We start from the raw sequence: 21928 nt of genomic DNA, 5'->3' as shown, positions 1-21928 counted from the left end.
CTATTTTAGTAATTTTATATATTTATCAGTTGAAATATTTCTAGTATAGTTTTTCTGATAAATTTCATAGGCATTTTGACCTTGCAATGCAAGTTCTTTATTAGAAATATCATTTATATATTGATATAACTTCTGAGCATCTCCATTACCAATATGGACTCCAGCATTATATTCTGTTATCTCATTAACGATGTCTGTGCTCTCATCTAAAATTGCTACAATAGGTTTACGCGCAGCTAAATAACCATATATCTTACTCGGCACACCCAATCCTTTTCCTTCTTTAACTAAAGAAACTAAACAAATATCGGCAACTGCTAATACATCTGAATAATCTGTACCTGTAAGAAAGTCATAAACAATTGCATTTTTAATATTATTATTTTTAATAAATTGCTTTACGTAATTTTGCTTTTTACCATGACCAGATAAAATTGTAAATATTTCATCACTATTTCTATTCAGCTTTAAAAATTCTAGTACAGTATCCATATCCTGTAATTGACCCATATTTCCACTATATACAAGAATTTTTTTATATTTTTCTCTTAAAGCTTTAAACTTTTCACTATATATTTTATTAGGTTTTAGATTTGCCTCATCATACCAATTCGAAATAACTCTGATAGATTCTGGATTAGTTGAAATCTTATTTTCTAAGATATATTCTTTCATCTCATTACCTAATACAATTACATTACTGGCATTTTTATAGACATGTTTATTTATATATTTCATTAGTCTATCGATTAGACTACCAGGTCTTGTAGCACCCGTCTTAATCGCATTATCTGGGGCAATATCATATACCACAAATGAATATTTCTTCTTTGTAACTCTATGAATAATATCCGGAATTAACGGTAATATAGGAGGATTTGAATAAACTAATATATGATCATACTTAAGCATTTTGGGAATATTCAATCCATAAGCAACAAATAGAGAAAAGAAATTAATTATCCTACCTATTTTTGATTTATTGTTAAACTCCGTATAATTCAATCTTCTAATATTAATACCGTTATAGTTTTCTTGTTTTACTATATCTTTTTCTTTCACATACTCTTTAGGCATACCACAAATCACATCAACACTAAAACCCTTCTTAATCATATCTTCTGCTAACTGTGTTGGTAATGTAGCTGATGATACATATTCAGGGTAGAAGTATTGGCATAAAAATAGGACTTTTTTTGTCATTTAATCCCCTCAACTTTGCTAAATTGATACATAATATATAAAATCACCGAATAAAAAATACTGTAAATTATAGAAATCAAAAATAAAAATTCAGTAATATTTAAACCTAATAAGTGAGTTATTAAATAGATTATCATTATTAAAATTAATAAAAGCACATGAAAAATTAACTCAGTTTTTTGTCGATTCTTTATAATAAATGTTGTTAGAAAAGAATCTGCAATTAACCTTACACAAAACATAGGAGACAACAATGTTATATAGAATCCTGCTTCTTTCCACTTTTCACCAAAAATAAATCCGAATGTATAAGGAGCAGCAATTGCAATAATTATTATCATTGGAACTACAGTTATCAAAAGTAATTTTAAGAAATTTACAAAGACTGATTGAAATTGACCTTTCTGTATAAATTCTTTACTTGCTTTTTCATAATATACTCTAGCTACATTTGCACTAATAATTGTAAAAGGTATTCCAAGTATTCTAAATCCGAGTGAATAGTATCCAAGTTCTCTTGTCGTATACTCATAAGTGATAAAAATTATAATACTTGAATAAATACCTGTTGTTAATAAAGCTGCAGGTGTTGAAAAAAGTGCCATATTTTTATGATTTATCAACTCTTTATACATATTATTTAAATTTATTTTAGATATATTTTTTATTTCTCTTCTAAATCTAGTTGACTGTTTATAAATACCATTAATTAAACTAATTATTTGGGATATAACTAAACCGTAGTTTGTAAATTTTAATAATCCAAAAATTAAACTTAAGATATTATTTGAAACTGCTCTGATTATTGATACATAACTAATTACATTATATTCTGAATACTTATTATTTATACTCATAAATATGTTATTCAATGATGTTAATTGTAAAATTAAAAAGATGATTACGAAAACTATAATGTAATTAGATTGATGACTATAAATTACAAATATGCTATAAAAAACTGATATGATTACACTTAAAATAAATCCTATACTCATTGACAGAAATGTAAGATTTATTTCTTCTTTATTATCTTGTGACTTAACGATTGCCATTTCATATTTTAAATTTATTATTGGCCCAAATAAAGTAATACTAGTTATTAATAGAGTGTAGAATCCAAAATCAGACGGTGCATATATTCTTGTTATTATTGGTGACATTAAGATTGTTATTAAATTTGCAATAATAGAACCTTTAAGAAGTGGTTTTAATGTAATGAATATATCATTTATTTTCATTTCTTTTCTTCCTCATTGAATCTTCAATTTGTAATGAGATCATTTTACTGTAATTTTGAGGAGAAATATTGATTATATAACTATTCACATTCTTTTTATAACGTGAATAGTTAAGATACATTTCTGTTATCATCTCTCTAAAATCACTTCCAGATAAACCAACATCTGTAGTTTCACAAAACTCTTTTAAAGGCGGATTGTCAGTGCATATTATTGGTAAACCTTCATTTAAATATTCATAAATTTTTCCAGATGAACAATATAGATTATTCAGATCTTTTTTGTGATAATTAACTACTCCCACATCACATTTTGATACTAAACCTTTCAATTCATACATCGGTACTTTATCTATCAAAGTTACTTTTTCTTCCAAGCTATTATCACTGATAAATTCATTCACCACTTTAATGTCATTGTTAGTCCCACCTCCAACAATATACATATGAAAATTATCATCTACTCCAATTACACCATTTAGAATATCTAAAATACCTCTTGAAACTGATAATCCACCTGTACTAATAATATTAAATTTGTTTTTATCAATTAAATGATCATAATTATTTTTATTATTAAGCGCTAGCGGTAAAAAACGAACATTTTCAAAGACAATTGGACTAGGTATATCATGATATATTTTTTTCATTATGGTTGCTCTAAATTTATTTGCAACTAAGATAATATCACTCTTCATCATCATTTTATACTCACTAAAAATAAATACTTTGCTCTTTAGTGTTTGTAAATCTGGAAACAAATATAACTCGCGGACATCTTGAATAAAAACTTTATTAGGATACAAGTTTTTTAAAATCATACCAATCGGTGAAACAAAGTAATTATCAAGTACAATTACATCAAAATCTTTTATGTTCTTTTTTAACATTACTTCCTTGTAAAAACTTAGAATTTTTTTAGGGTTTAAGTAGTCATTCTTATCTATTGAAAACATTTTATTACCAGTTAAAAAAGTTGTTGCATAAACTTCTGTATCTCCAATATTCTTAAAAACTTGCTCTAGTGATTGTAAACGACCATCTGATTCATAAATACCATAAGAAATTATTAGTATTTTCATATTAATATCCTTTCAGAGACTTTCTATTTTTAAAAATTGAAGAAAACATAACCACCAATCCTGTAGTGCCCAATAATATTGTACTGAATGTAATTAATGCTGGACTATTTACATAAAGATTAGTACAAAATCTAATTAACAGATATGTTAATATAAATTTCACTTCGATCTTGTCAGAATGTTTTGCCATTCGTTCAAGTAAAGTAGAAATAAATATATTAAAACATGCAAAAAATGAACTAAAATAAATACCAAAATATAAATATCCATATCCCACTGAAGATATTACATGTCCTGTTGTTTGTACACCTTTATAAATATATAAGTTATATATTTGCGAAGTTACGTAAGCTGATTTGTCTATTAAAAAATTTATTCCGAAAATACTTCGTAAGTTATCATAAAATAACTGTTTCATGTCAAGTTGATGTTTATCTGAAAATTCAATTACTGAAGCAATATTTTCTGGTCCAAAATAATAACTTTGAAATGTTCTTGCCCAAAATGAAATATCATTATTGGAATTCTGAATAGCTGTAATATATGATCCCGTTGCAAATGCACCAAAGAATTTATAAATACTCATAAACAATAAAATTACAAACGCTACACCACAGATTGTAAATATTATATTTTTTTTAAATTTAGGGTATAGTTGAATTAATATGTATATGGTAACTATTGCAATATATATTTGTGCCGTTCTTCGTTCTCCAACAATTATTGATACATTATATAATGCTGCAATAAGAGAAATATAATAGTAAATTCTTTTACCATTCTTTTTGTATAGCTCATACATATGCCAAGTTGTAATCATAAAGAATACAAATGCACCACTAGTTATTATATATTGAATCAACACATTACTAGTCTCTTTGTTATCTCCCACTCTACCATTTGTTCCATCAATGGCAATATAAAAAAATCTTACTACTCCTTCGGGTATTCCTTTAAATATCAGAATAAATATTGAAAATAAGACAAATACAAAATAAATATAATAGTTTCCTAATAATGATGTTGGTTGATTATCTTTTATTTTTCCATTTGATGATTTATTTAAAAAATACATAAATAAAATTGCAGCAAAAATATACGAAGCAAATAATTCAACTACCATCAAAAAAATAGATAGGTTTAAGCTGATAGCCGATGGATTGATGTAATTAAAACCTTCTTTACCATTAGATAGTGCTAAGAGGATAGGTAAAAGAACAAATCTAATCCATTGCATAAATACTATCCCTAATAAAGTAAAATTAAATCCTTTGTTAAAAAACATGTTCATAAGAATGGTTGTAGATATAGCATAAAAAGCTGGCAAAATAAACAAAGACTCATATCCGCTAGAAAGAGTTCCATGTTTAATAACAACTATGAATAAACTCAATAAAGAAGTTACAATAAAAAAAATATTAAATAACTGTTTGATATTTTCCACCATCTTCGAAAATTTTATTTAATTCATCGATAAATTCAATGTCTTCTTTAATTATTTCCTTTAACTTATTTTGATTATCTAGGTATAACTTTTCAAAATCTATTTTTAAATACCAATCATAAATCTTATCAGCTAATCCATTATAAATATTTACTTTATATCCTTGATTTTCATCGACTAGGGTACTCATATAAGTACCTTCCGATACTAGAATTGGTTTATTCAACAGTACTGAGTGATAATATCTTGTAGATATGGCAGTGTCCAATGAAATTATGCCGCTTCCATAAAGATTATTAATAATATCAGCATTTCTTAGGTATCTCATTGTTTCATCTACTGGAAATCCATCTTCTAAAATTACATTTTTTATTTTATTTTCTTTAATAAAATCTCTCAGTTTCTCAGAACCTGCTCCAATAAATGATAGTGTAAATCTTTCATCATTTTTAAATTCATTAATTAGATTTATATCTTGATCTATAAATCTTACATATCCAATAAATGAAATATTAATTGGCTTTGATGCTCTCATATTTTTCTCTATTTCATTTGGTAAAATTGTTTTATTATAACTATTAACAAAAATATATTTATTACTTCTAGGTAAAAATCTTAAAAAACCTTTTGATGAGATTGCAGTAAAAGTTGATTTATCTACTAATTTTTTTATTAAACTTTGTATTATCACATTTTTTTCAAAACAATAATCTCGTATATTTAATATAAACTTACTCTTTGAAAAATATAAGTATCTAAATAATAATAGTGCAGTTTCTGTGCGCCAAACAATAATTAACTTATAGTCATTTTCTTTTAAAATGTTCTTAGCAAATTTAGCGAATTCTATATACTTAATTACTTTTTGAATTTTTGATGTTGTATCTTTAAATTTTAATTCAAATTTATATATGTTTTTCGCATTATTTTTTTCCTCTATCCCATATTTATCTGCATAAATGATATCATATGAAATATTCTTATCTTCTAGATAATTAGTAAATAAACTAATTAAGGAGGAGTGTTTTAAATTCATTAAACTTACTATACATATATCACTCCTCATTTCTTCCACACATTTCTATTTACATAATCCGTATAAGAAATAATAATCTTCACTACTTTTTCTGAAACATTATCAATATCATAGTCAGCTACTATTCTTGATTCATTGCCTTTAGCGTCAATTTCAGCTAGCCCTTGTAAGATACGATCTTTCGATACACCTACCATCATTACACTTGCTTCTTCCATTGCTTCAGGTCTTTCATGTGCTTCACGAATATTTAATGATTTTAACCCTAAAATTGACGTTTCTTCACTAATCGTTCCACTGTCACTTAATACTGCTTTAGCTGATTTTTGTAATTTAATATAATCATTAAATCCAAGTGGTTTAAGTGTTTGGATTAAGTCATGGAACTTAATTCCTAGTGCATCAATTCTCTTTTGTGTTCTTGGATGCGTACTAATAATTACAGGTAAATTATATTTCTCAGCTACAGCATTTAACGCTTCTACTAATTCAACAAAGTTCTTATCTGAGTTAATATTCTCTTCTCTATGCGCTGATACTACAAAGTATTCATTTTCTTTTAAGTTCAAACGTGATAATACATCTGATTGCTCGATATCTTCTAACCTTGAGTTAATAACTTCTTTCATCGGACTGCCTGTCTTAATTACTCTATCTGCCGGCAATCCTTCACGTAATAAATATTCTCTCGCTATTGTGCTATATGTCAGATTAATATCTGATGTATGGTCAACAATCTTACGGTTCGTCTCTTCCGGCACACGTTGATCGAAACAACGATTCCCCGCTTCCATATGGAATATCGGTATCTGCTTACGTTTCGCTGCTATCGCACATAAACAGCTATTTGTATCTCCTAATACTAAGAACGCATCTGGTTTCACTTCATCTAGTATTGGATCAATCGCTATTAGTATATTTCCAATTGTCTCAACTGCTGTTCCCGTTGCTGCGTTTAAGAAGTAGTCTGGTTTACGTAACTTAAAGTCGTTAAAGAATACTTCATTTAGTTCATAATCATAATTTTGTCCAGTATGTACTAACACATGTTCAATTGCTTCCGATTGTTCTAATCGATTAATCACAGCAGATAAGCGGATAATCTCAGGTCTCGTCCCAACAACCGTCATTACTTTTAATTTTTTCATCTTTATACCTCCAAAAAGTACGTATCTGGATTTTCCGGATCAAACATTTCATTAACCCACATTACTGTAACCATATCCGTGTCCCCTAGATTCTCTATATTATGTGTATATCCTACTGGAATATCGACAACTTCTAACTTATCTCCTGATACAAAGTATTCATAAATCTCATCTTCATCCGGCTTTCTAAAGCGAATTACACCATTTCCAGCCACTACTAAGAATTTCTCGTTCTTCGTATGGTGCCAGTGATTCCCTTTCGTAATTCCAGGTTTAGAGATGTTAATTGATGTTTGGCCTCTATCCGATGTCTTGATAAATTCTGTAAACGACCCACGGTCGTCTTTATGCATGGTTAACGGATAGCTGAATTGATCAGTTGGTAAGAAACTTAAATATGTACTGTACAATGCTTTCTCGAATTCATCATCTAGTTTAGGTAACGTTCTATCGATACGGTCTTGTTTAAATTGTTTAATCGTATCTGCAATTCTTCCAAGAGTTACAGTATGTTCATTTGGTACAACACCAAATCCATCTTTTAATGTCGGTTGATCTTGCAACGCACGTTTAAATTCTTTCAATACATCATCGATGTAGTTCAATGTTAATTCCACATTTGGATCATTCACTTGAATTTCTTCATCACGTGCAATTTTGTGACAGAAAGTTGCAACGACTGTATTGTAATTAGGCTTTGACCATTTACCAAAAAGGTTATTTAATCGATAAATATACACTTGGTTTCCATTATTTTTTAAACTATCAAATAATGATTCAGCCTCTGCTTTACTGTTGCCATATGGATTATCGTTTTCAGCTTGTATTGACGAAGAGTATAGAACACTTGGTTTCTTTTCATTTAGTAGTGTATAATCAATAACTTTATTAGTAAAATCAACATTCCCAGTTTTAAACTCCGCTTCAGTTTCTGGTCGGTTGATACCCGCCAAATGAAATATAAAATCCGCCTCTAGTAAAGCAGCTTTTAAGAATTCTTCTGAACTGTCACGGGTAATTTTTATCACATTATATGTTTCATTTCTTGAAAGTTCTTCATACAAGTTCTTGCCTACAAATCCATTGGCACCGGTAATTACAATATTCATCGTTTAACCTCCTATATTGTTAAAGTTCTATAGACTTGCGTGCTTTAAATCTTTCTACTTCTCTACGTACATAAGGTAAGCTTAGAAGTGTTTCTTTAATTTCTTCTATACTTAGTTGTTTCGTATTCATCGAATTATATTCTTCATCAACCGAAAGCTCTTCTTTACCTTCTTCTGTATAATCTTCGTAATTTAAATCTCTTGCATCAGCAGGAACTCTAAAGTAATTTCCCATATCTTCACTTCTTGCATATTCTTCTCTTGTTAATAGCGTTTCATAATGTTTTTCACCATGTCGCGTACCGATGACTTTAATCTCACTATCTACTTCAAATAATTCAATTAAAGCTTGTGCTAAATCCCCTACAGTTGAAGCAGGTGATTTTTGAACCATTATGTCCCCTGTATTGGCATGTTCAAATGCATGCGTCACTAAATCTACTGCCTCTTCCAGATTCATTAGATAACGTGTCATAGTTGGATCAGTAATCGTAAGAGGTTCTCCCTTTTTAATTTGGTCAATGAATAATGGAATAACAGAACCTCTTGAAGCCATAACATTTCCGTAGCGTGTACCACAAATCACAGTATCCTCAGGATCAATCGTTCTAGATTTTGCGACAAACACTTTTTCCATCATTGCCTTAGAAATTCCCATTGCATTAATAGGATAAGCTGCTTTATCAGTTGAAAGACAAATAACTTTCTTAACATTATTTCTGATTGCAGTATTTAAGACGTTCTCTGTACCAATTATATTTGTCTTTACAGCTTCGAGTGGGAAAAATTCACAAGATGGTACTTGTTTCAATGCTGCTGCATGAAATACATAATCTACCTTATTCATTGCAATATTTAAACTACTCTCATCACGGATATTACCGATATAAAACTTCAACTTATTATTATTATATTTTTTACGCATATCATCTTGTTTCTTCTCATCACGAGAAAAAATTCGAATTTCTTTAATATCTGTTTCAAGAAACTTCTCCATAACAGCATTACCGAATGAACCCGTTCCGCCTGTAATTAAAAGTATTTTACCATCAAACAATTACTCCACCCTTTTCTCTAGCTTTCTGTTTTTTCTCCGTAGTAATAGTAATAATCCCCATCGTCTTTTTTATCTAAATCATTTAATACTATCCCTAATGTTTTTGAAGAACTTTTATCCAATTGATTCTTTGCATCAACTACTTTGTCTCGGTGTGTAAGTTTTGAATTCACTACAAGTAATGATCCATCAACTAAGTTTCCAAGGATTTGAGAGTCAGCCACCGCTAAGACTGGTGGTGTATCTAATAACACTAAGTCATACATTTCGCTAAGTTTTATCAACAAATCTTCCATCGCTAAAGAACCCAGTAGTTCTGCAGGATTTGGAGGAACTGGGCCTGATGTTAAAATATCTAAACCAGGTAACACATCTACTTTAATCGTATCTTCCATATCAACTTGTCCTGCTATTAAATTAGAGAGTCCCTTTACATTCATTTGTTCAAAGATTTTATGCTGTGTAGGCTTACGTAAATCGGCATCAATAAGTAATGTTCTATAACCAGCTTGCGCGAAAGATGTAGCTAGATTTGCGGAAATAGTAGACTTCCCTTCACCTTGTTCTGAAGAAGTTACAAGCATCTTTTTAATTTGTACATCTGCAGAAGTAAATAAGATATTCGTACGTAACGTTCTGATTTGTTCTGAAATAACCGACTTCGGTCGATTCACTATTTCTAATTGATTGATATTATTTCTTCTCTTTTTCTTAAACATAGCGCACCTACTTTTCTATCGTATAAATCTTACCAAGCGTTGGTAGACCGATATATTTATCAATTTTTTCTTCTGTATTCAAACGTGTATCTAGCATTGAACGCATGAAAGCAATTGCAGTACCAAGAATTAATCCTAATAATCCTGCTACAATAATATTCATTAATGGTTTCGGTTTAATAGGAGCTGTCTCTTCATTAACATCTGCTTTTGAGAATACTGATAAGTTATCAACGCCCATTACGCGTTTTACTTCTTTTTGAGCGATATCAGCTAAAGCATTTGCAATTTGAGCTGTCTCTTTTTTATCAGGACCAGCTACATTGATTTTCATAAGTTGAGATTCTGCTTCACTTGTCACAGATATCATTGGTTGCAATGACTTTTCAGTTACATCTAAATTCAATTGATCTACTACTTGCTTTCTGATTACTTTGGAATTAATCATCTGAGAATATGTATTAATTAATTGTAAGTTTGTTTGAACTTCTCCTGGATTGTTATAGACATCGGCATTTTTACCCTTCTGATTAACGATGACTTGCGATTCCGATTGATATGTTGGTTTAATTAAGAAAAATGATACGAGACCTGCAAGTAATGCAAATGTAATAGCTAATCCAAGAATTAGTTTTAAATTCTTCTTCAGTATTTCAATAATTTCTTTTAAATCAATGACTTCTTCCATGTTTCCTCCTAAGTAACTCTGATTTATTCTTTTCTTAACTTAATATACGTGTAATTTCATTCAAAGTGAATAGAACAAAATTCCATTTTTATGGTATAAATCTTATATTACAAATTTGTTACAAAATAAATGTATATTTATTCTTATATAATGAATATAGATGCTAAATAACATAAACTTGTGAATCAGTTAACATCTTAAACATTTTACTAATACCTTTATATTACTGATTATTTATTATTTTTCTTAATATTTCTTAACAAAAAGTTTAGTGAAAATGACTTTATTTATTTTATACAATTATCATTCAATGTTACATTTCTGTAAAATTTATAAAAATTTCTATTTCTAATTGTTAATTAGTAGTTTAACATCTAAAGTTTTTAGGGACTTATTTAAAATAGAAAGTTATATATTTTCAAGTAAAATTTGTGTATTTTATGTAAATATTAAAATATATAAAATAAAGTTAATTTGTAGAAGTGTAGAATGATATATTTGAGATAAATCAGTATAAATTGAAAAAATGAAAGTAATTAGCATAAATTTATTTCATGCTTAATCACTTTCATCTGATTTCGTTTTATCAATAATCATCGCCACTACGGTTAATGCACCGATGATCAGAGAAGATACAATTGCATTATTTGGACCTACGGCGAATAGGTTCAGTTGTGCTAATAACTGTTCCATACATTATCCGCTCCTTTTCATCGTGTAATATATAATCTATATTTAATATATTATATCTACCATTATCTGAAAATTCAAACATATAAATGTAACAGTTTGATTACAAAAAATCATAAAAAAAGTAACACACACTCATAGAGTGTGTGCTACTTAAATATATAAACTTAGTTATTGATTCAGACGTCTCCAAACCAATTGATAAGTTTCTTTTTATTTACGACGAGAACTGAATAATGCAGCGCCACCTAATAACGCTAATACTGAAGCAACTGCTCCACCGTTATCTTTTTCACCTGTATCAGGTAATACTGATTTACCAATTTCAGCTGGTTTAACAGTTTCAACCGGTGCTGGTGAAGTTGGTGCAGGCTCAGATGGTTTAGTTTCACTTGGGGGTGTTGTTTCTCCTGGAGGTGTTACTTCACCCGGAGGTGTTACTTCACCCGGAGGTGTTACTTCACCCGGAGGTGTTGTTTCACCTGGAGGTGTTACTTCTCCTGGAGGTGTTACTTCACCCGGAGGTGTTACTTCTCCTGGAGGTGTTGTTTCACCCGGAGGTGTTACTTCTCCACCGCCACCTGGAGGTGTTGTTTCGCCCGGAGGTGTCACTTCTCCACCACCACCTGGAGCTGGTGTGCCAACGCCATAGTAACCTTGGTCTACATTATAATTAGAAGCACCTTTTAAGTTAACGATAACATCAATTGGTCCATCTGAATCTACTTCATCATGTAAATCCGCTTCGATGTTAGCAATAACTGGCGACCAGTCTAATGGATTATGGAAGTTAACGATATATTGACCGTCTGATAAACCATGAAATGCATAGTTACCGTTTGCATCTGTAGTTGTTTCAGCAATAAAGTTTCCAGCATAGTCACGAATTGATACACGTAATCCTGCTACTGGATTTTCGCCTTGATCATACATATTATTGTAGTTTGCATCCCACCATACGTGGTCTCCGATTGATAAGTTACCTTTAGCTGGTGCTGGTGTTACTTCTCCACCATTACCTGATGCTGGAGCAGGTGTTGTTTCTCCACCTTGTACTGGAGCTGAACCTTGTCCATTCAAAGGAATGAATCCAGTATCTAAAGTAGTGATGTTAGCCCCATTAATATCAACTAATACGTCAATCGGTCCATCTGAATCTACATCTTCAGAACCGATATTTGCTACATCATTTGCGTATCCTGCTGGCACTTCGAAGTTAACAACATAAGTACCATTTTTTAAACCTGAGAATGAATAGTTACCATTAGCATCTGTTGTAGTTGTTGCAACGTGGTTACCAGCATAATCACGAATAGTAACTGTTAATCCTGCAAGACCAGTGTCCCCAGCATCTTGTACATAGTTACCATTGTTGTCTGAGTAAACACGATCCCCTAAAGAATACGTTGCTTCTGCAGCATCAGCTTGCTGACCTGCACCTAGGAACAATAATGAACCTACTACTACTGAAGCTGTTCCTACTGTGAACTTTCTAATTCCATACTTGTTCATAAAAATCCTCCTCTTAATATCTCTTACGGTATGATTGCCATAAAAGCTTATACTCCTGCTATTATGACTCTCTAATATTTTATACTATAATTTGTCACTTGTTATAGTTAAATGTAAAACGCATCTATTTCACTTATCCACAAAAATTTATATTTATTCATAAATAATGTATATTAAATTGTAAAAATAGATTTACAAAATTAACAAAGTTATCCTCTTTTACCTATTCTACAATTTTTAGAATATTAATATTTTTGTATTTAATCTGAAATTCAATATAATTTTATGCAAAAAGTGAATAAAGTTATCAACATGTCTAGACACAATCATAAATGTGACAATTTTGTGAACTAGCGTAATGAATTAGATATTTATAGATTTTCCACTGATTTTCTTAAGCTGAGGACGGTAATTTTTCATGAGATATCCTTTAAAAAGGCGACAAATATCACGTGAACTGTCGTCTTTTTATAACATTCAATAAATGATAAAATATTATAAAATTCAAATCCAATAAATTAGGAGTACTATTACTATGGAAGAAAAAAATCTTTAGAAGAAATCAACAAAGAAATTGAAGAACAATTAATATATGAAATGGAAAACAGAAGATTAGAAATCGCAATTGCTCTCGAAAAAAAGTTACAATCCTTAGCTCGAAAAAATCAAACAAAAAAATAGTTGCTGCTATTATTGAGCTAAGGAATGAATCTAATTACATGTTAAAAGAAATATTATCAGTAGCTAAGATAGCGAAAAGTGTATATCATTATTGGAAATTACGACTAAGTATTCCTGTTCAAAAAGACGTTAATTTAATTAGAAGATTAAAGAAATCATTGCCATTCATAAAAATAGAATAGGATACCGTACTGTTACTGATGAACTAAGAGACTTAGGTTTTGTTGTTAACCATAAAAAAGTTCTTAGAATAATGAGGGAAAACAATCTACTGTGCATAAAGTTTAAGCATAGAAATAGAACATATAAGTCTTACAAAGGGAAAGTTGGCAAAACTGCCAAGAATAAATTGAATCGCAGATTCATAACTGATCGACCATATCAAAAATTACTTATAGATGTCACACAATTCAATATTAATAATGGAAATAAGATATATCTATCAACAATTTTTGATGTATGTACAAAAGAAATTATTTCTTATTCAGTTAGTAAACGTCCAACATTGCAGTTCGTGATGGATTCCCTATTAAAAGCAATAGAAGTCATCCCTGATCTTCCTTATAGAACTACTATCCATTCTGATCAAGGTTGGCAATATCAACATAATACTTGGGTACAAACTTTGAAAAAGAATAGAATCATTCAAAGCATGTCTAGAAAAGGTAATTGTCTAGATAATTCTCCAATGGAGAATTTCTTTGGAATATTAAAACAGGAAATGTTTTATGGTGAATCATTTGATTCGTATGATGAATTAGTAGAGGAAATTAATGATTATATGGAATATTATAATTTCGTTAGAAAGAAGAGAAAATTAAAAAGCAAGACTCCTGTAGAATACAGAAATCTTGCTTTAATGAAAGTAGCTTAATAAAAAGTTCGACTTTTTGGGTTCACTACAGACTCTCATGCCGCTGTTTATCATTTTTTTATTTTTTCTTCTATATAATAGTGCTCGACCTAAACCTGCTAATAGTGCCGCTAATGCTCCACCATTATTGTTTTCACCTGTGTCTGGTGAAGAAGTTAAATCTTCTTTATTCGGTGTACCTTGAGAAGTCTTATGTGTCTCAGGTGTGCCCGGTTCAATCGGTGTGCCTGGCTCACTTGGCGTGCCCGGTTCTGTTGAATCTCCACCTTCCGATGTATAGAATCCTGAATCGATTGTGTAGTTGTTATCTGTTAGATGTACTGTTACGACTGATCCGTCTGAATCTAACGTGTCATTCCCTACATTTAATCCTGTTGGAATCATGCCAGCCGGTGTATTGAAGTAAACTGTGTAGTCGCCTTCCGTTAAACCTGTGAATAGGTATTTGCCATCTTTATTTGTATCGAACCATACTTTATCGCCTAATTCTAAGTTACCTTTCACCGGTGGTGTTGTTGGCGTTTCTGTCGTTGGTGCTTCTGTTGTTGTTTCTTCTGTTGTTGTCTCTTCTGTCGTCGGTGCTTCTGTTGTAACTGTTTCTGTTGTTGGTTGCTCTGTTGTAGGAGTTTCTGTTGACGCAGCTGTTGTTTCTGTAGATGGGGTTTCTGTGATTGTCGTAGATGTAGGGTCTGTTCAGTTATTCGTAGTACTTATCTGTTCAGTTGAAGTCGTACTTTCGGCGGCTTGAGCATCTTGACCAAGGAATAATAATGATCCGATTAAGATTGATGCAGTACCTACCGTGAATTTTCTTATAGAATATTTATTCAATTTATTTGGAATAAAGTCGTATCGTTTACCACTTGTGGTTTTCTTCATATTAATATATTAGCCTCCATAAATTGTTAAATTTTAACATACTTATTTGATTTAACTTTTGTGTGTTGTACTAATATAATCTAAATCATTAAACACAAAAAGGGACATTTTCTGAAAAAATGTCCTTTTTTTGCATGTAATTTATTTCATAATAATATTAAGTTATTTTAAGTTAATTATTTATTAATTTAACAAACTCTTATTATATTCCTTTATTCCTTTACCACAGCACTACCATAATCAATATAGCCATAATCGTCAACATCAATATACTCAATATATGACGGGTAAAAATAGTACTTATATTTTTTATAAACATTTATGCAATAATAATTTTTATCTAACTCTTGCATAAAACTATTTGTAGAATTTTTTAATGTATTTTTATTATTCAAGTCAAATGTTTTTAGAAAATTTTTACAATAAATATTTTTTTCATACCACTCTTTAAACTTACAATGTGTCAGTAAATCATAAAGCTGGTAGGGTTGTTCTTCTTTATACGCTTCCATCATCCATACATAATCTATATCAAATTGATTAATATTATTATTTAAGTAATCGATATGTTTGATCGGTACGATGGTTACATCAATATTATTCTGAGCTTTCATTTTAATAAAGATTTTTTCGAATGCATGGTGATTATATTCATCTACCAGGAATTTAATAGGCTTGGTAAATTCATATGTTGTATTATTAAACGCCGAAGTATGCGTTAGCCATTTGAAGTCCTGCTTCTCTTCTTCCATCAATTGTTTGAAATGATAAAATAGGATATTTGAGAATATCGATCTTTCTTCCAGTGTGAGCTCTGTTTCTGGGTTACACATAAGCAGTGCATTGGATACACAGAATTTCTTATAACGTCTTCCTTCTATTGACGGAAAGGCTTTGTCATAGCGTGTCTTACTTTTAACGATATATACCTGCTTCACTTGTGGTTGACGCTTTGGATAAGGATTTGCTCTTAATATAATCTGGTTATTGTCTTTACTATGAATATAATATTTACCTGTGCCGCGCATGTGCCCATCTTCCAGACGAATAATCGCTGTGAAAGGTTCAGCAAGTAATAGTTTGATGTGATCAGTTGTCTGCTTACAGTGAATCATAATTTCAAATGCGTTCGCCACTTCAACTTGTTCTATACTTTCAAAGTGATTCTCAAAATTCCCGCAAGAAATAATATTATCTAATGATGCTTTTACATGTTCAGCAGTCATCAGAACACCATCATCAAAGTAAATATCTTTATGCAAATAAATATGTAATGTTGAGTCATTCCATTCATCATACTTCACAAGTTTTCTTTCTATTGAATGATTACGATATTGATACAGATAGTCTCCTATCTGTCCTATCACCTGAAAGCTTACTGCATCAATTGATGCACAAGGCGATATAACTTCTGGTATCGTGTATACGTAATCAAGTAATGCATTTCCTTTTTGTACTTTACTATCAAACTCTTCCATAATGGATGTCACAATGATGGCATTGGTTTCTGTATTCCACGGCAGATTAATATATGACTGTAGTTCTTCTAAGGTCATCTGATGCGCATGTTCGATTGCATAAGAGAAGACTTCTTTCACTACATCTACAAGCAAGGTGATATCTGCTTTATGGCCACGTCCTAATCCAGCATTAAACTGAATATGTCCTTCATCCTGCCATTGATTTAACAGTCGGGAGAGTTGGCGATTGGATATATTCATATATTCATGTAATTCCATATGTAATGATTCTGATAGATAGTTCTGTAGATATACGAGTCTCTTATCTATCACGTGATTCACTCCACTACGATTATTTTATTGTATATCATAATACCGTCATTATTGAAATAGACATTTTTATAGCCAATAGGTATTACTTTATTTTTGAATAAAGATTTAATTGGATTAAACCAGTAAATTGATTCAAGATGTTCTTTATATAATTGTTCAGTTTTAAGCCAGTCTTTGCGTTGATTCATCGCAAAGTTTGAATGTTCAATTCCTTCACAAAAATATGGATGCAATTTCTTAATATTGGTCATTGTCAGAAGTGGAACATAATACAATTGCCTAATATTCGTATGTGAAATGAAACAAAAGTCACATGGCAGCGTAGTTAATTCGTCTGATAGCAATTTATCGAATCTCATACACTCATACTTTACATTAAAGCCTGTTTGATTTAAGAACTGAACAAGTTGCAGCTGTGCTTTATCTTTTAAGCTGAATAAACCCAGGATAACTTCCTCATAAATCACCGGTCCATCGTAGTCACATATTGCTTCTTTTTTGGCATTGCAATTGAAGAAATAACGCACTGCATCCGCAATAATCTGGCGCTTTTTAATATTCAACTTAGTAGAATAAGGAAGAAACATTAAATAACCTTTTTGAAGGACTTGGTGTTGTTCCAAATTTTTTGTTTCAACATGCTCATAATTATTGAGGTATTGCTGATAATTCTTCACTAAATATATTTGCTTAATATCTCCGACCTCATGGTGGTATGAATTGCGTTGTTCCAGTTGAACAAAACTCTCTTTTATTTGATGCAGAACATATGCCCCAGATCCTATATAACGACAATCATGCACTTTATACAAACTTGCAGCACTTTGAGCAAGTATGAATTTGATGTAATCTGTGCTATACGGTTCATTAAGTATGAAAGTTACAGTAAACAAGCCTTGCGCCGTAATGCTCTGAACCCCTTTTAATTTACTTTCGTGATCTGGATTGTTCTGAATCTCTCCAGACAATCTACAACTTGCTGTGCACTTAGTAGTGTTCCATCAGAGAATACAATATCGTGATGAAGATACATCGTAAATTTATTATCATGCAGGGTTTCGTGACTTACAATATTACTCGTAAAATGTAAGTCATGATTGACTTCATAGAGTCTATCCATAATATTATAGATAATCGTATCTTTAGACATATCGGAATGAAGTAACGGATCTAAATCATCTGGAATTCGATATATATAATCGACATAGTTGGCTCCTTCTTCAGCTTCACCTACATCATTATGAACAACTAACTGTGCATTAAACACTGAAATTATAAGCTCTTTTGACACTTGATGTAATGGCATAGATAATATCCCGATGATTTCCTCGAAAGTATATTCCTTTATATGATTCACTACATAAGCAACAAATAAATGTTCAATATTCTTTACAAATTTTATTTCAGATAATACACCTCTCCCAACACCAACTTGATAATGAAGCAAACCTTCCCGTTCCCACTGCTTCAATAATCGACTTAACTGACGTGGCGTTATTGCTAATAAAGATGCTACATCATCACGTATAAATTCATGCTCCTGTAAGTGTTTATACAATCTTAATACCTTTTCATCGACTTTTTGCATTACTTCACCCCTTGCAGACAGTCTTGCAGATATTATTTTAACATAATTATTATTAAGTACTATTTTAGTTAATTAGATAATGAGATAATTTTATAATTAACAGATTCATTCAATTTTTAAAAAAAAAATATCCAAAAAATCTTGCACATGGTATAATTACTATTATTTTTTTACATTACACATTTTAAAGGAGTCTATTATGACTAAAAAATTCATTACACCATTACTTGCTTCACTTGTTGCATCAACTACTTTTATGACACCTGTTTCACATGCTGCAGAAGACACCAACGTTAAAGTTACTACGCCGGCGCAAGCTATAGAAAGTCTAAAAACTTTACCGAACGGTAAAAAAGCAAAGAAATTTGCGAAATATTATAATGTAACAGACGTAACGAAAGATGCGTTAGGTTACACACACTACACACTTCAACCAAAAGTTCATGGCAAACTGACAAACGCACTTGCGATCAAAGTGCATACAGATGCGAAAGGTAAGGTTGTCCTAATCAATGGTGATACTAATACAGCATTACCAGCACCTGTTAATACAGTGACATTATCAAAAGCTCAAGCTATCGATAATGCTTTCACTGCTATTCAGACAACACAAGCAGAAGCGAAAAATATGACAGGTGATGTTGTTAAATCAGTAGAACTTACTATTGATACTAAAAAGAACATTTATGTTTATAATGTTGAATTAATTACTACTACACCAGCAATCAATAACGTGGTGGTATCGATTAATGCTGAAAATGGTCATATCGAGAACGTAACAAACAAAATGGAAAACATCGCAACAACTGGATTAGGATTAGGGGTTGTAGGAAGTTATAAATCAATTAATATCACAAATGAAAATAACGCTTATCTTTTAGTAGATACAACACATACAGGTCAAATCAGTACGTATGCATTTAACAATACAACAAAAATGGCTGACATCATTACTGATACAGATAAAACATTCAATGCAGCAGATCAACGTGCAGCAGTAGATGCACACTATTATGCAGGTCGTGTATACAATTACTATAAGAATGTCCATAATAGAGATTCATATAATAATTTAGGATCTGCAATCCCTTCAATCGTTCACGTTAACTCAATTAATACAACAAACGATTATCGTAACAATGCTGGATGGGCTGGAGATAAAATGATTTATGGTGACGGAGACGGCACAACATTCCGTGCAACGTCCGGGGCATTAGATGTGGTCGCACATGAAATTACACACGGTGTGACTGCAAGCAGTGCTAAACTTGCATACTCTGGTCAGTCAGGGGCATTAAACGAAAGTATTTCAGATACATTCGGGTACTTTAACGATCCAACTGATTGGTGGATTGGAGAAGATATCTATACACCAGCAATCGCTAATGACGGTGTGAGAAGTATCTCAAACCCTGAATTAAATGGCATGCCAACAAACATGAGCCAGTATGTTGATACAACATCAGACAATGGTGGTATCCATACAAATATGGGTATTCCAAACAAAGCAGCATACTATACAATCTCTGCAATTGGTAAAGATAAAGCAGAAAAAGTATATTACCGTGCACTTACTACGTACTTAACAAGTAACGCAACATTTGCTGATGCTAAACAAGCATTGACACAAGCAGCTCAAGACTTATACGGTGCTACAGTTGCAGCTCAAGTAACTGATGCATGGAATAAAGTAGGCGTATAATGTGAAAACTCACTCTCAAATGATGGGAGTGAGTTTTTTTGTCTAAATTTACAAAAATACGATATATACTTTCTCAAGCCAAAATTAAAAAGTAACGAAGTACATCTACCTAGGTAGATGACTTCGCTACTTAATATACTAATTTAACTACTATTTTTCTTCTGACTCAATATCTTCTTTTCTTTTTTTACGTCCAGCTAATAATGTTAAACCACCAAGAAGTAATGCGCCTGCAGCTAAACCGCTATTATCTTTCTCGCCTGTGTCAGGTAAAGATACTTGACTAGTTTCAGTAGTTTTACCACTCACATTTCCTAATTCATTTTCAGGAGCTGTTCCATCAGTTGGAACGTCTTCTGTTTCTTTAATTGGAGCAGTATTTTCAGATGGGTCTTCAGCTGGAGTTGTTCCACCTGGATTGCGATCAGTGTCGCCACCGTTATCTGTTCCACCTGGGTTGCTGACTGTGCCGTCACCGTTATCTGTTCCACCTGGGTTGCTGCCTGTGCCGCCACCGTTGTCTGTTCCACCTGGGGTGCTTCCTGTGCCGCCACCATTTGCAAAGTAGAATCCTGAATCAATTGTCATGTTGTCTTCAGTTAATTGAATTGTAATAACTGATCCATCTGAATCGATTGCATCATGTCCGTTAAAGTCAACATTAACTAATGTAGAAATCGCATTTGCTGGTGTATTGAAGTATACAGTATATGTTCCAGCTGGAAGTCCTGTAAATGCATAGTGACCATTTTTATCAGTAGTTGTTGTGATGATTGTACCATCAGGTTTAACCAATGCTACTGTCACGCCTTCAAGACCTACTTCACCTTGATCTTGAAGACCGTTAGCATTCGCATCATTCCATACACGATTTCCAATTGTTAAGTTTCCTTTAGTGACTGGTGGTACTACGACAGTACCGCCGTTATTACCTGGATTTTCTCCTGGTGTCGTATTTCCATCTGTGTTAGTTCCGTTATCTGTTCCGCCAGTGTTGCTACCAGTGTTTCCACCGTTTGCGAAATAGAAACCTGAATCGATTGTCATGTTGTCTTCAGTTAATTGAATTGTAATAACTGAACCATCTGAATCGATTGCATCATGTCCGTTAAAGTCAACATTAACTAATGTAGAAATCGCATTTACTGGTGTATTGAAGTATACAGTATATGTTCCAGCTGGAAGTCCTGTAAATGCATAGTGACCATTTTTATCAGTAGTTGTTGTGATGATTGTACCATCAGGTTTAACCAATGCTACTGTCACGCCTTCAAGACCTACTTCACCTTGATCTTGAAGACCGTTAGCATTCGCATCATTCCATACACGATCTCCAATTGTTAAGCCTGTAGCTGGTACAGTCTTAACGATTACAGGAACATTCACTGTCTCTTTTGATCCGTCTGGATATGTTACTTCCACGACACCCGTGTATGTGCCTGGTTTGCTTGTATCCACTACGCCCGCTGGTGTTACATCTTTC

The 21928-nt window shown here is 31.6% G+C and carries 19 protein-coding genes and 3 pseudogenes; 3 read left to right on the top strand and 19 right to left on the bottom strand.

Annotation, left to right across the window (positions count from 1 at the left end; all coding sequences use genetic code 11):
- The 13 genes and pseudogenes from BHU61_RS10085 to BHU61_RS13760 all read right to left on the bottom strand — a co-directional run.
- Positions 1-1203: a glycosyltransferase family 4 protein gene (locus tag BHU61_RS10085; protein WP_111716611.1), complete on the bottom strand. Its 1203-nt coding sequence runs from the start codon at positions 1201-1203 to the stop codon at positions 1-3.
- The gene (locus BHU61_RS10080; protein ID WP_111716609.1) at positions 1200-2444 is read right to left on the bottom strand and encodes a lipopolysaccharide biosynthesis protein; all 1245 of its coding nucleotides are present in this window, start codon (positions 2442-2444) and stop codon (positions 1200-1202) included. The genes BHU61_RS10085 and BHU61_RS10080 overlap by 4 nt, the downstream gene beginning before the upstream one ends.
- Complete coding sequence (locus BHU61_RS10075) at positions 2431-3525, bottom strand: glycosyltransferase family protein (RefSeq protein ID WP_111716608.1); 1095 nt, start codon at positions 3523-3525, stop codon at positions 2431-2433. The genes BHU61_RS10080 and BHU61_RS10075 overlap by 14 nt, the downstream gene beginning before the upstream one ends.
- A gap of 1 nt (position 3526) precedes the next feature.
- The gene (locus tag BHU61_RS10070; protein ID WP_146608871.1) at positions 3527-4969 is read right to left on the bottom strand and encodes an oligosaccharide repeat unit polymerase; all 1443 of its coding nucleotides are present in this window, start codon (positions 4967-4969) and stop codon (positions 3527-3529) included.
- The gene (locus BHU61_RS10065; RefSeq protein ID WP_111716604.1) at positions 4944-6005 is read right to left on the bottom strand and encodes a glycosyltransferase family protein; all 1062 of its coding nucleotides are present in this window, start codon (positions 6003-6005) and stop codon (positions 4944-4946) included. The genes BHU61_RS10070 and BHU61_RS10065 overlap by 26 nt, the downstream gene beginning before the upstream one ends.
- Positions 6006-6031: 26 nt before the next feature.
- Positions 6032-7153: a non-hydrolyzing UDP-N-acetylglucosamine 2-epimerase gene (gene wecB / locus BHU61_RS10060; RefSeq protein WP_111716603.1), complete on the bottom strand. Its 1122-nt coding sequence runs from the start codon at positions 7151-7153 to the stop codon at positions 6032-6034.
- Positions 7154-7155: 2 nt separating this feature from the next.
- Positions 7156-8262, bottom strand: coding sequence for a polysaccharide biosynthesis C-terminal domain-containing protein (locus tag BHU61_RS10055; protein ID WP_111716601.1), 1107 nt, complete (start codon positions 8260-8262; stop codon positions 7156-7158).
- Positions 8263-8281: 19 nt separating this feature from the next.
- Positions 8282-9319: a polysaccharide biosynthesis protein gene (locus BHU61_RS10050; protein ID WP_111716599.1), complete on the bottom strand. Its 1038-nt coding sequence runs from the start codon at positions 9317-9319 to the stop codon at positions 8282-8284.
- Between the two features lie 17 nt (positions 9320-9336).
- Complete coding sequence (locus BHU61_RS10045) at positions 9337-10038, bottom strand: CpsD/CapB family tyrosine-protein kinase (RefSeq protein ID WP_111716597.1); 702 nt, start codon at positions 10036-10038, stop codon at positions 9337-9339.
- Positions 10039-10045: 7 nt separating this feature from the next.
- Complete coding sequence (locus tag BHU61_RS10040) at positions 10046-10726, bottom strand: YveK family protein (RefSeq protein ID WP_111716596.1); 681 nt, start codon at positions 10724-10726, stop codon at positions 10046-10048.
- Between the two features lie 558 nt (positions 10727-11284).
- Positions 11285-11419 carry a hypothetical protein gene (locus tag BHU61_RS13695; protein ID WP_275542455.1) on the bottom strand — a complete coding sequence of 45 codons (135 nt, stop codon included), beginning with the start codon at positions 11417-11419 and terminating at the stop codon, positions 11285-11287.
- 210 nt (positions 11420-11629) lie between these two features.
- A pseudogene (locus BHU61_RS10035) lies at positions 11630-12805 on the bottom strand (SdrD B-like domain-containing protein); the annotation flags it as partial.
- Positions 12806-12826: 21 nt separating this feature from the next.
- A pseudogene (locus tag BHU61_RS13760) lies at positions 12827-12928 on the bottom strand (YSIRK-type signal peptide-containing protein); the annotation flags it as partial.
- A gap of 826 nt (positions 12929-13754) precedes the next feature.
- Between BHU61_RS13760 and BHU61_RS10030 the strand changes: the two are divergent.
- A complete protein-coding gene (locus tag BHU61_RS10030; RefSeq protein ID WP_111716592.1) occupies positions 13755-14483 on the top strand; it encodes an IS3 family transposase in 729 nt (242 codons plus the stop codon).
- Here the strand turns inward: BHU61_RS10030 and BHU61_RS10025 are convergent.
- Entirely contained in the window at positions 14466-14987 is a 522-nt protein-coding gene (locus BHU61_RS10025; protein WP_111716590.1) for an SdrD B-like domain-containing protein, read from the bottom strand. The genes BHU61_RS10030 and BHU61_RS10025 overlap by 18 nt on opposite strands.
- Here BHU61_RS10025 and BHU61_RS13455 point away from each other — a divergent pair.
- Positions 14917-15231, top strand: a complete 315-nt coding sequence (locus BHU61_RS13455) for a hypothetical protein (RefSeq protein ID WP_170122529.1) — start codon at positions 14917-14919, stop codon at positions 15229-15231. The genes BHU61_RS10025 and BHU61_RS13455 overlap by 71 nt on opposite strands.
- 7 nt (positions 15232-15238) lie before the next feature.
- On the opposite strand, the pseudogene BHU61_RS10020 reads toward BHU61_RS13455, so the two are convergent.
- From BHU61_RS10020 to BHU61_RS10005, 4 genes and pseudogenes are all read right to left on the bottom strand, one after another.
- A pseudogene (locus BHU61_RS10020) lies at positions 15239-15362 on the bottom strand (YSIRK-type signal peptide-containing protein); the annotation flags it as partial.
- A 212-nt stretch (positions 15363-15574) separates the two neighbouring features.
- Positions 15575-17155 carry an ABC transporter substrate-binding protein gene (locus BHU61_RS10015; RefSeq protein WP_111716587.1) on the bottom strand — a complete coding sequence of 527 codons (1581 nt, stop codon included), beginning with the start codon at positions 17153-17155 and terminating at the stop codon, positions 15575-15577.
- Positions 17156-17160: 5 nt separating this feature from the next.
- Positions 17161-18123, bottom strand: coding sequence for a hypothetical protein (locus BHU61_RS10010; protein WP_111716585.1), 963 nt, complete (start codon positions 18121-18123; stop codon positions 17161-17163).
- Positions 18078-18743 (bottom strand): SgrR family transcriptional regulator, encoded by a 666-nt coding sequence (locus BHU61_RS10005; protein ID WP_111716583.1) that lies wholly within the window; start codon positions 18741-18743, stop codon positions 18078-18080. Before BHU61_RS10005 ends, BHU61_RS10010 begins: the two co-directional genes overlap by 46 nt.
- Positions 18744-18942: 199 nt before the next feature.
- Between BHU61_RS10005 and BHU61_RS10000 the strand changes: the two genes are divergently transcribed.
- Positions 18943-20445: a M4 family metallopeptidase gene (locus tag BHU61_RS10000; RefSeq protein WP_111716581.1), complete on the top strand. Its 1503-nt coding sequence runs from the start codon at positions 18943-18945 to the stop codon at positions 20443-20445.
- Between the two features lie 150 nt (positions 20446-20595).
- Here BHU61_RS10000 and BHU61_RS09995 read toward each other — a convergent pair.
- The coding region (locus tag BHU61_RS09995; RefSeq protein ID WP_146608870.1) for an SdrD B-like domain-containing protein at positions 20596-21928 on the bottom strand (1333 nt) is incomplete at its 5' end.

It is taken from the genome of Macrococcus epidermidis (assembly GCF_003259695.1).
GTDB lineage: Bacteria > Bacillota > Bacilli > Staphylococcales > Staphylococcaceae > Macrococcoides > Macrococcoides epidermidis.
The sequence above is the reverse complement of the archived record's forward strand: the minus strand, read 5'-3'. Positions and strand labels throughout refer to the sequence as shown.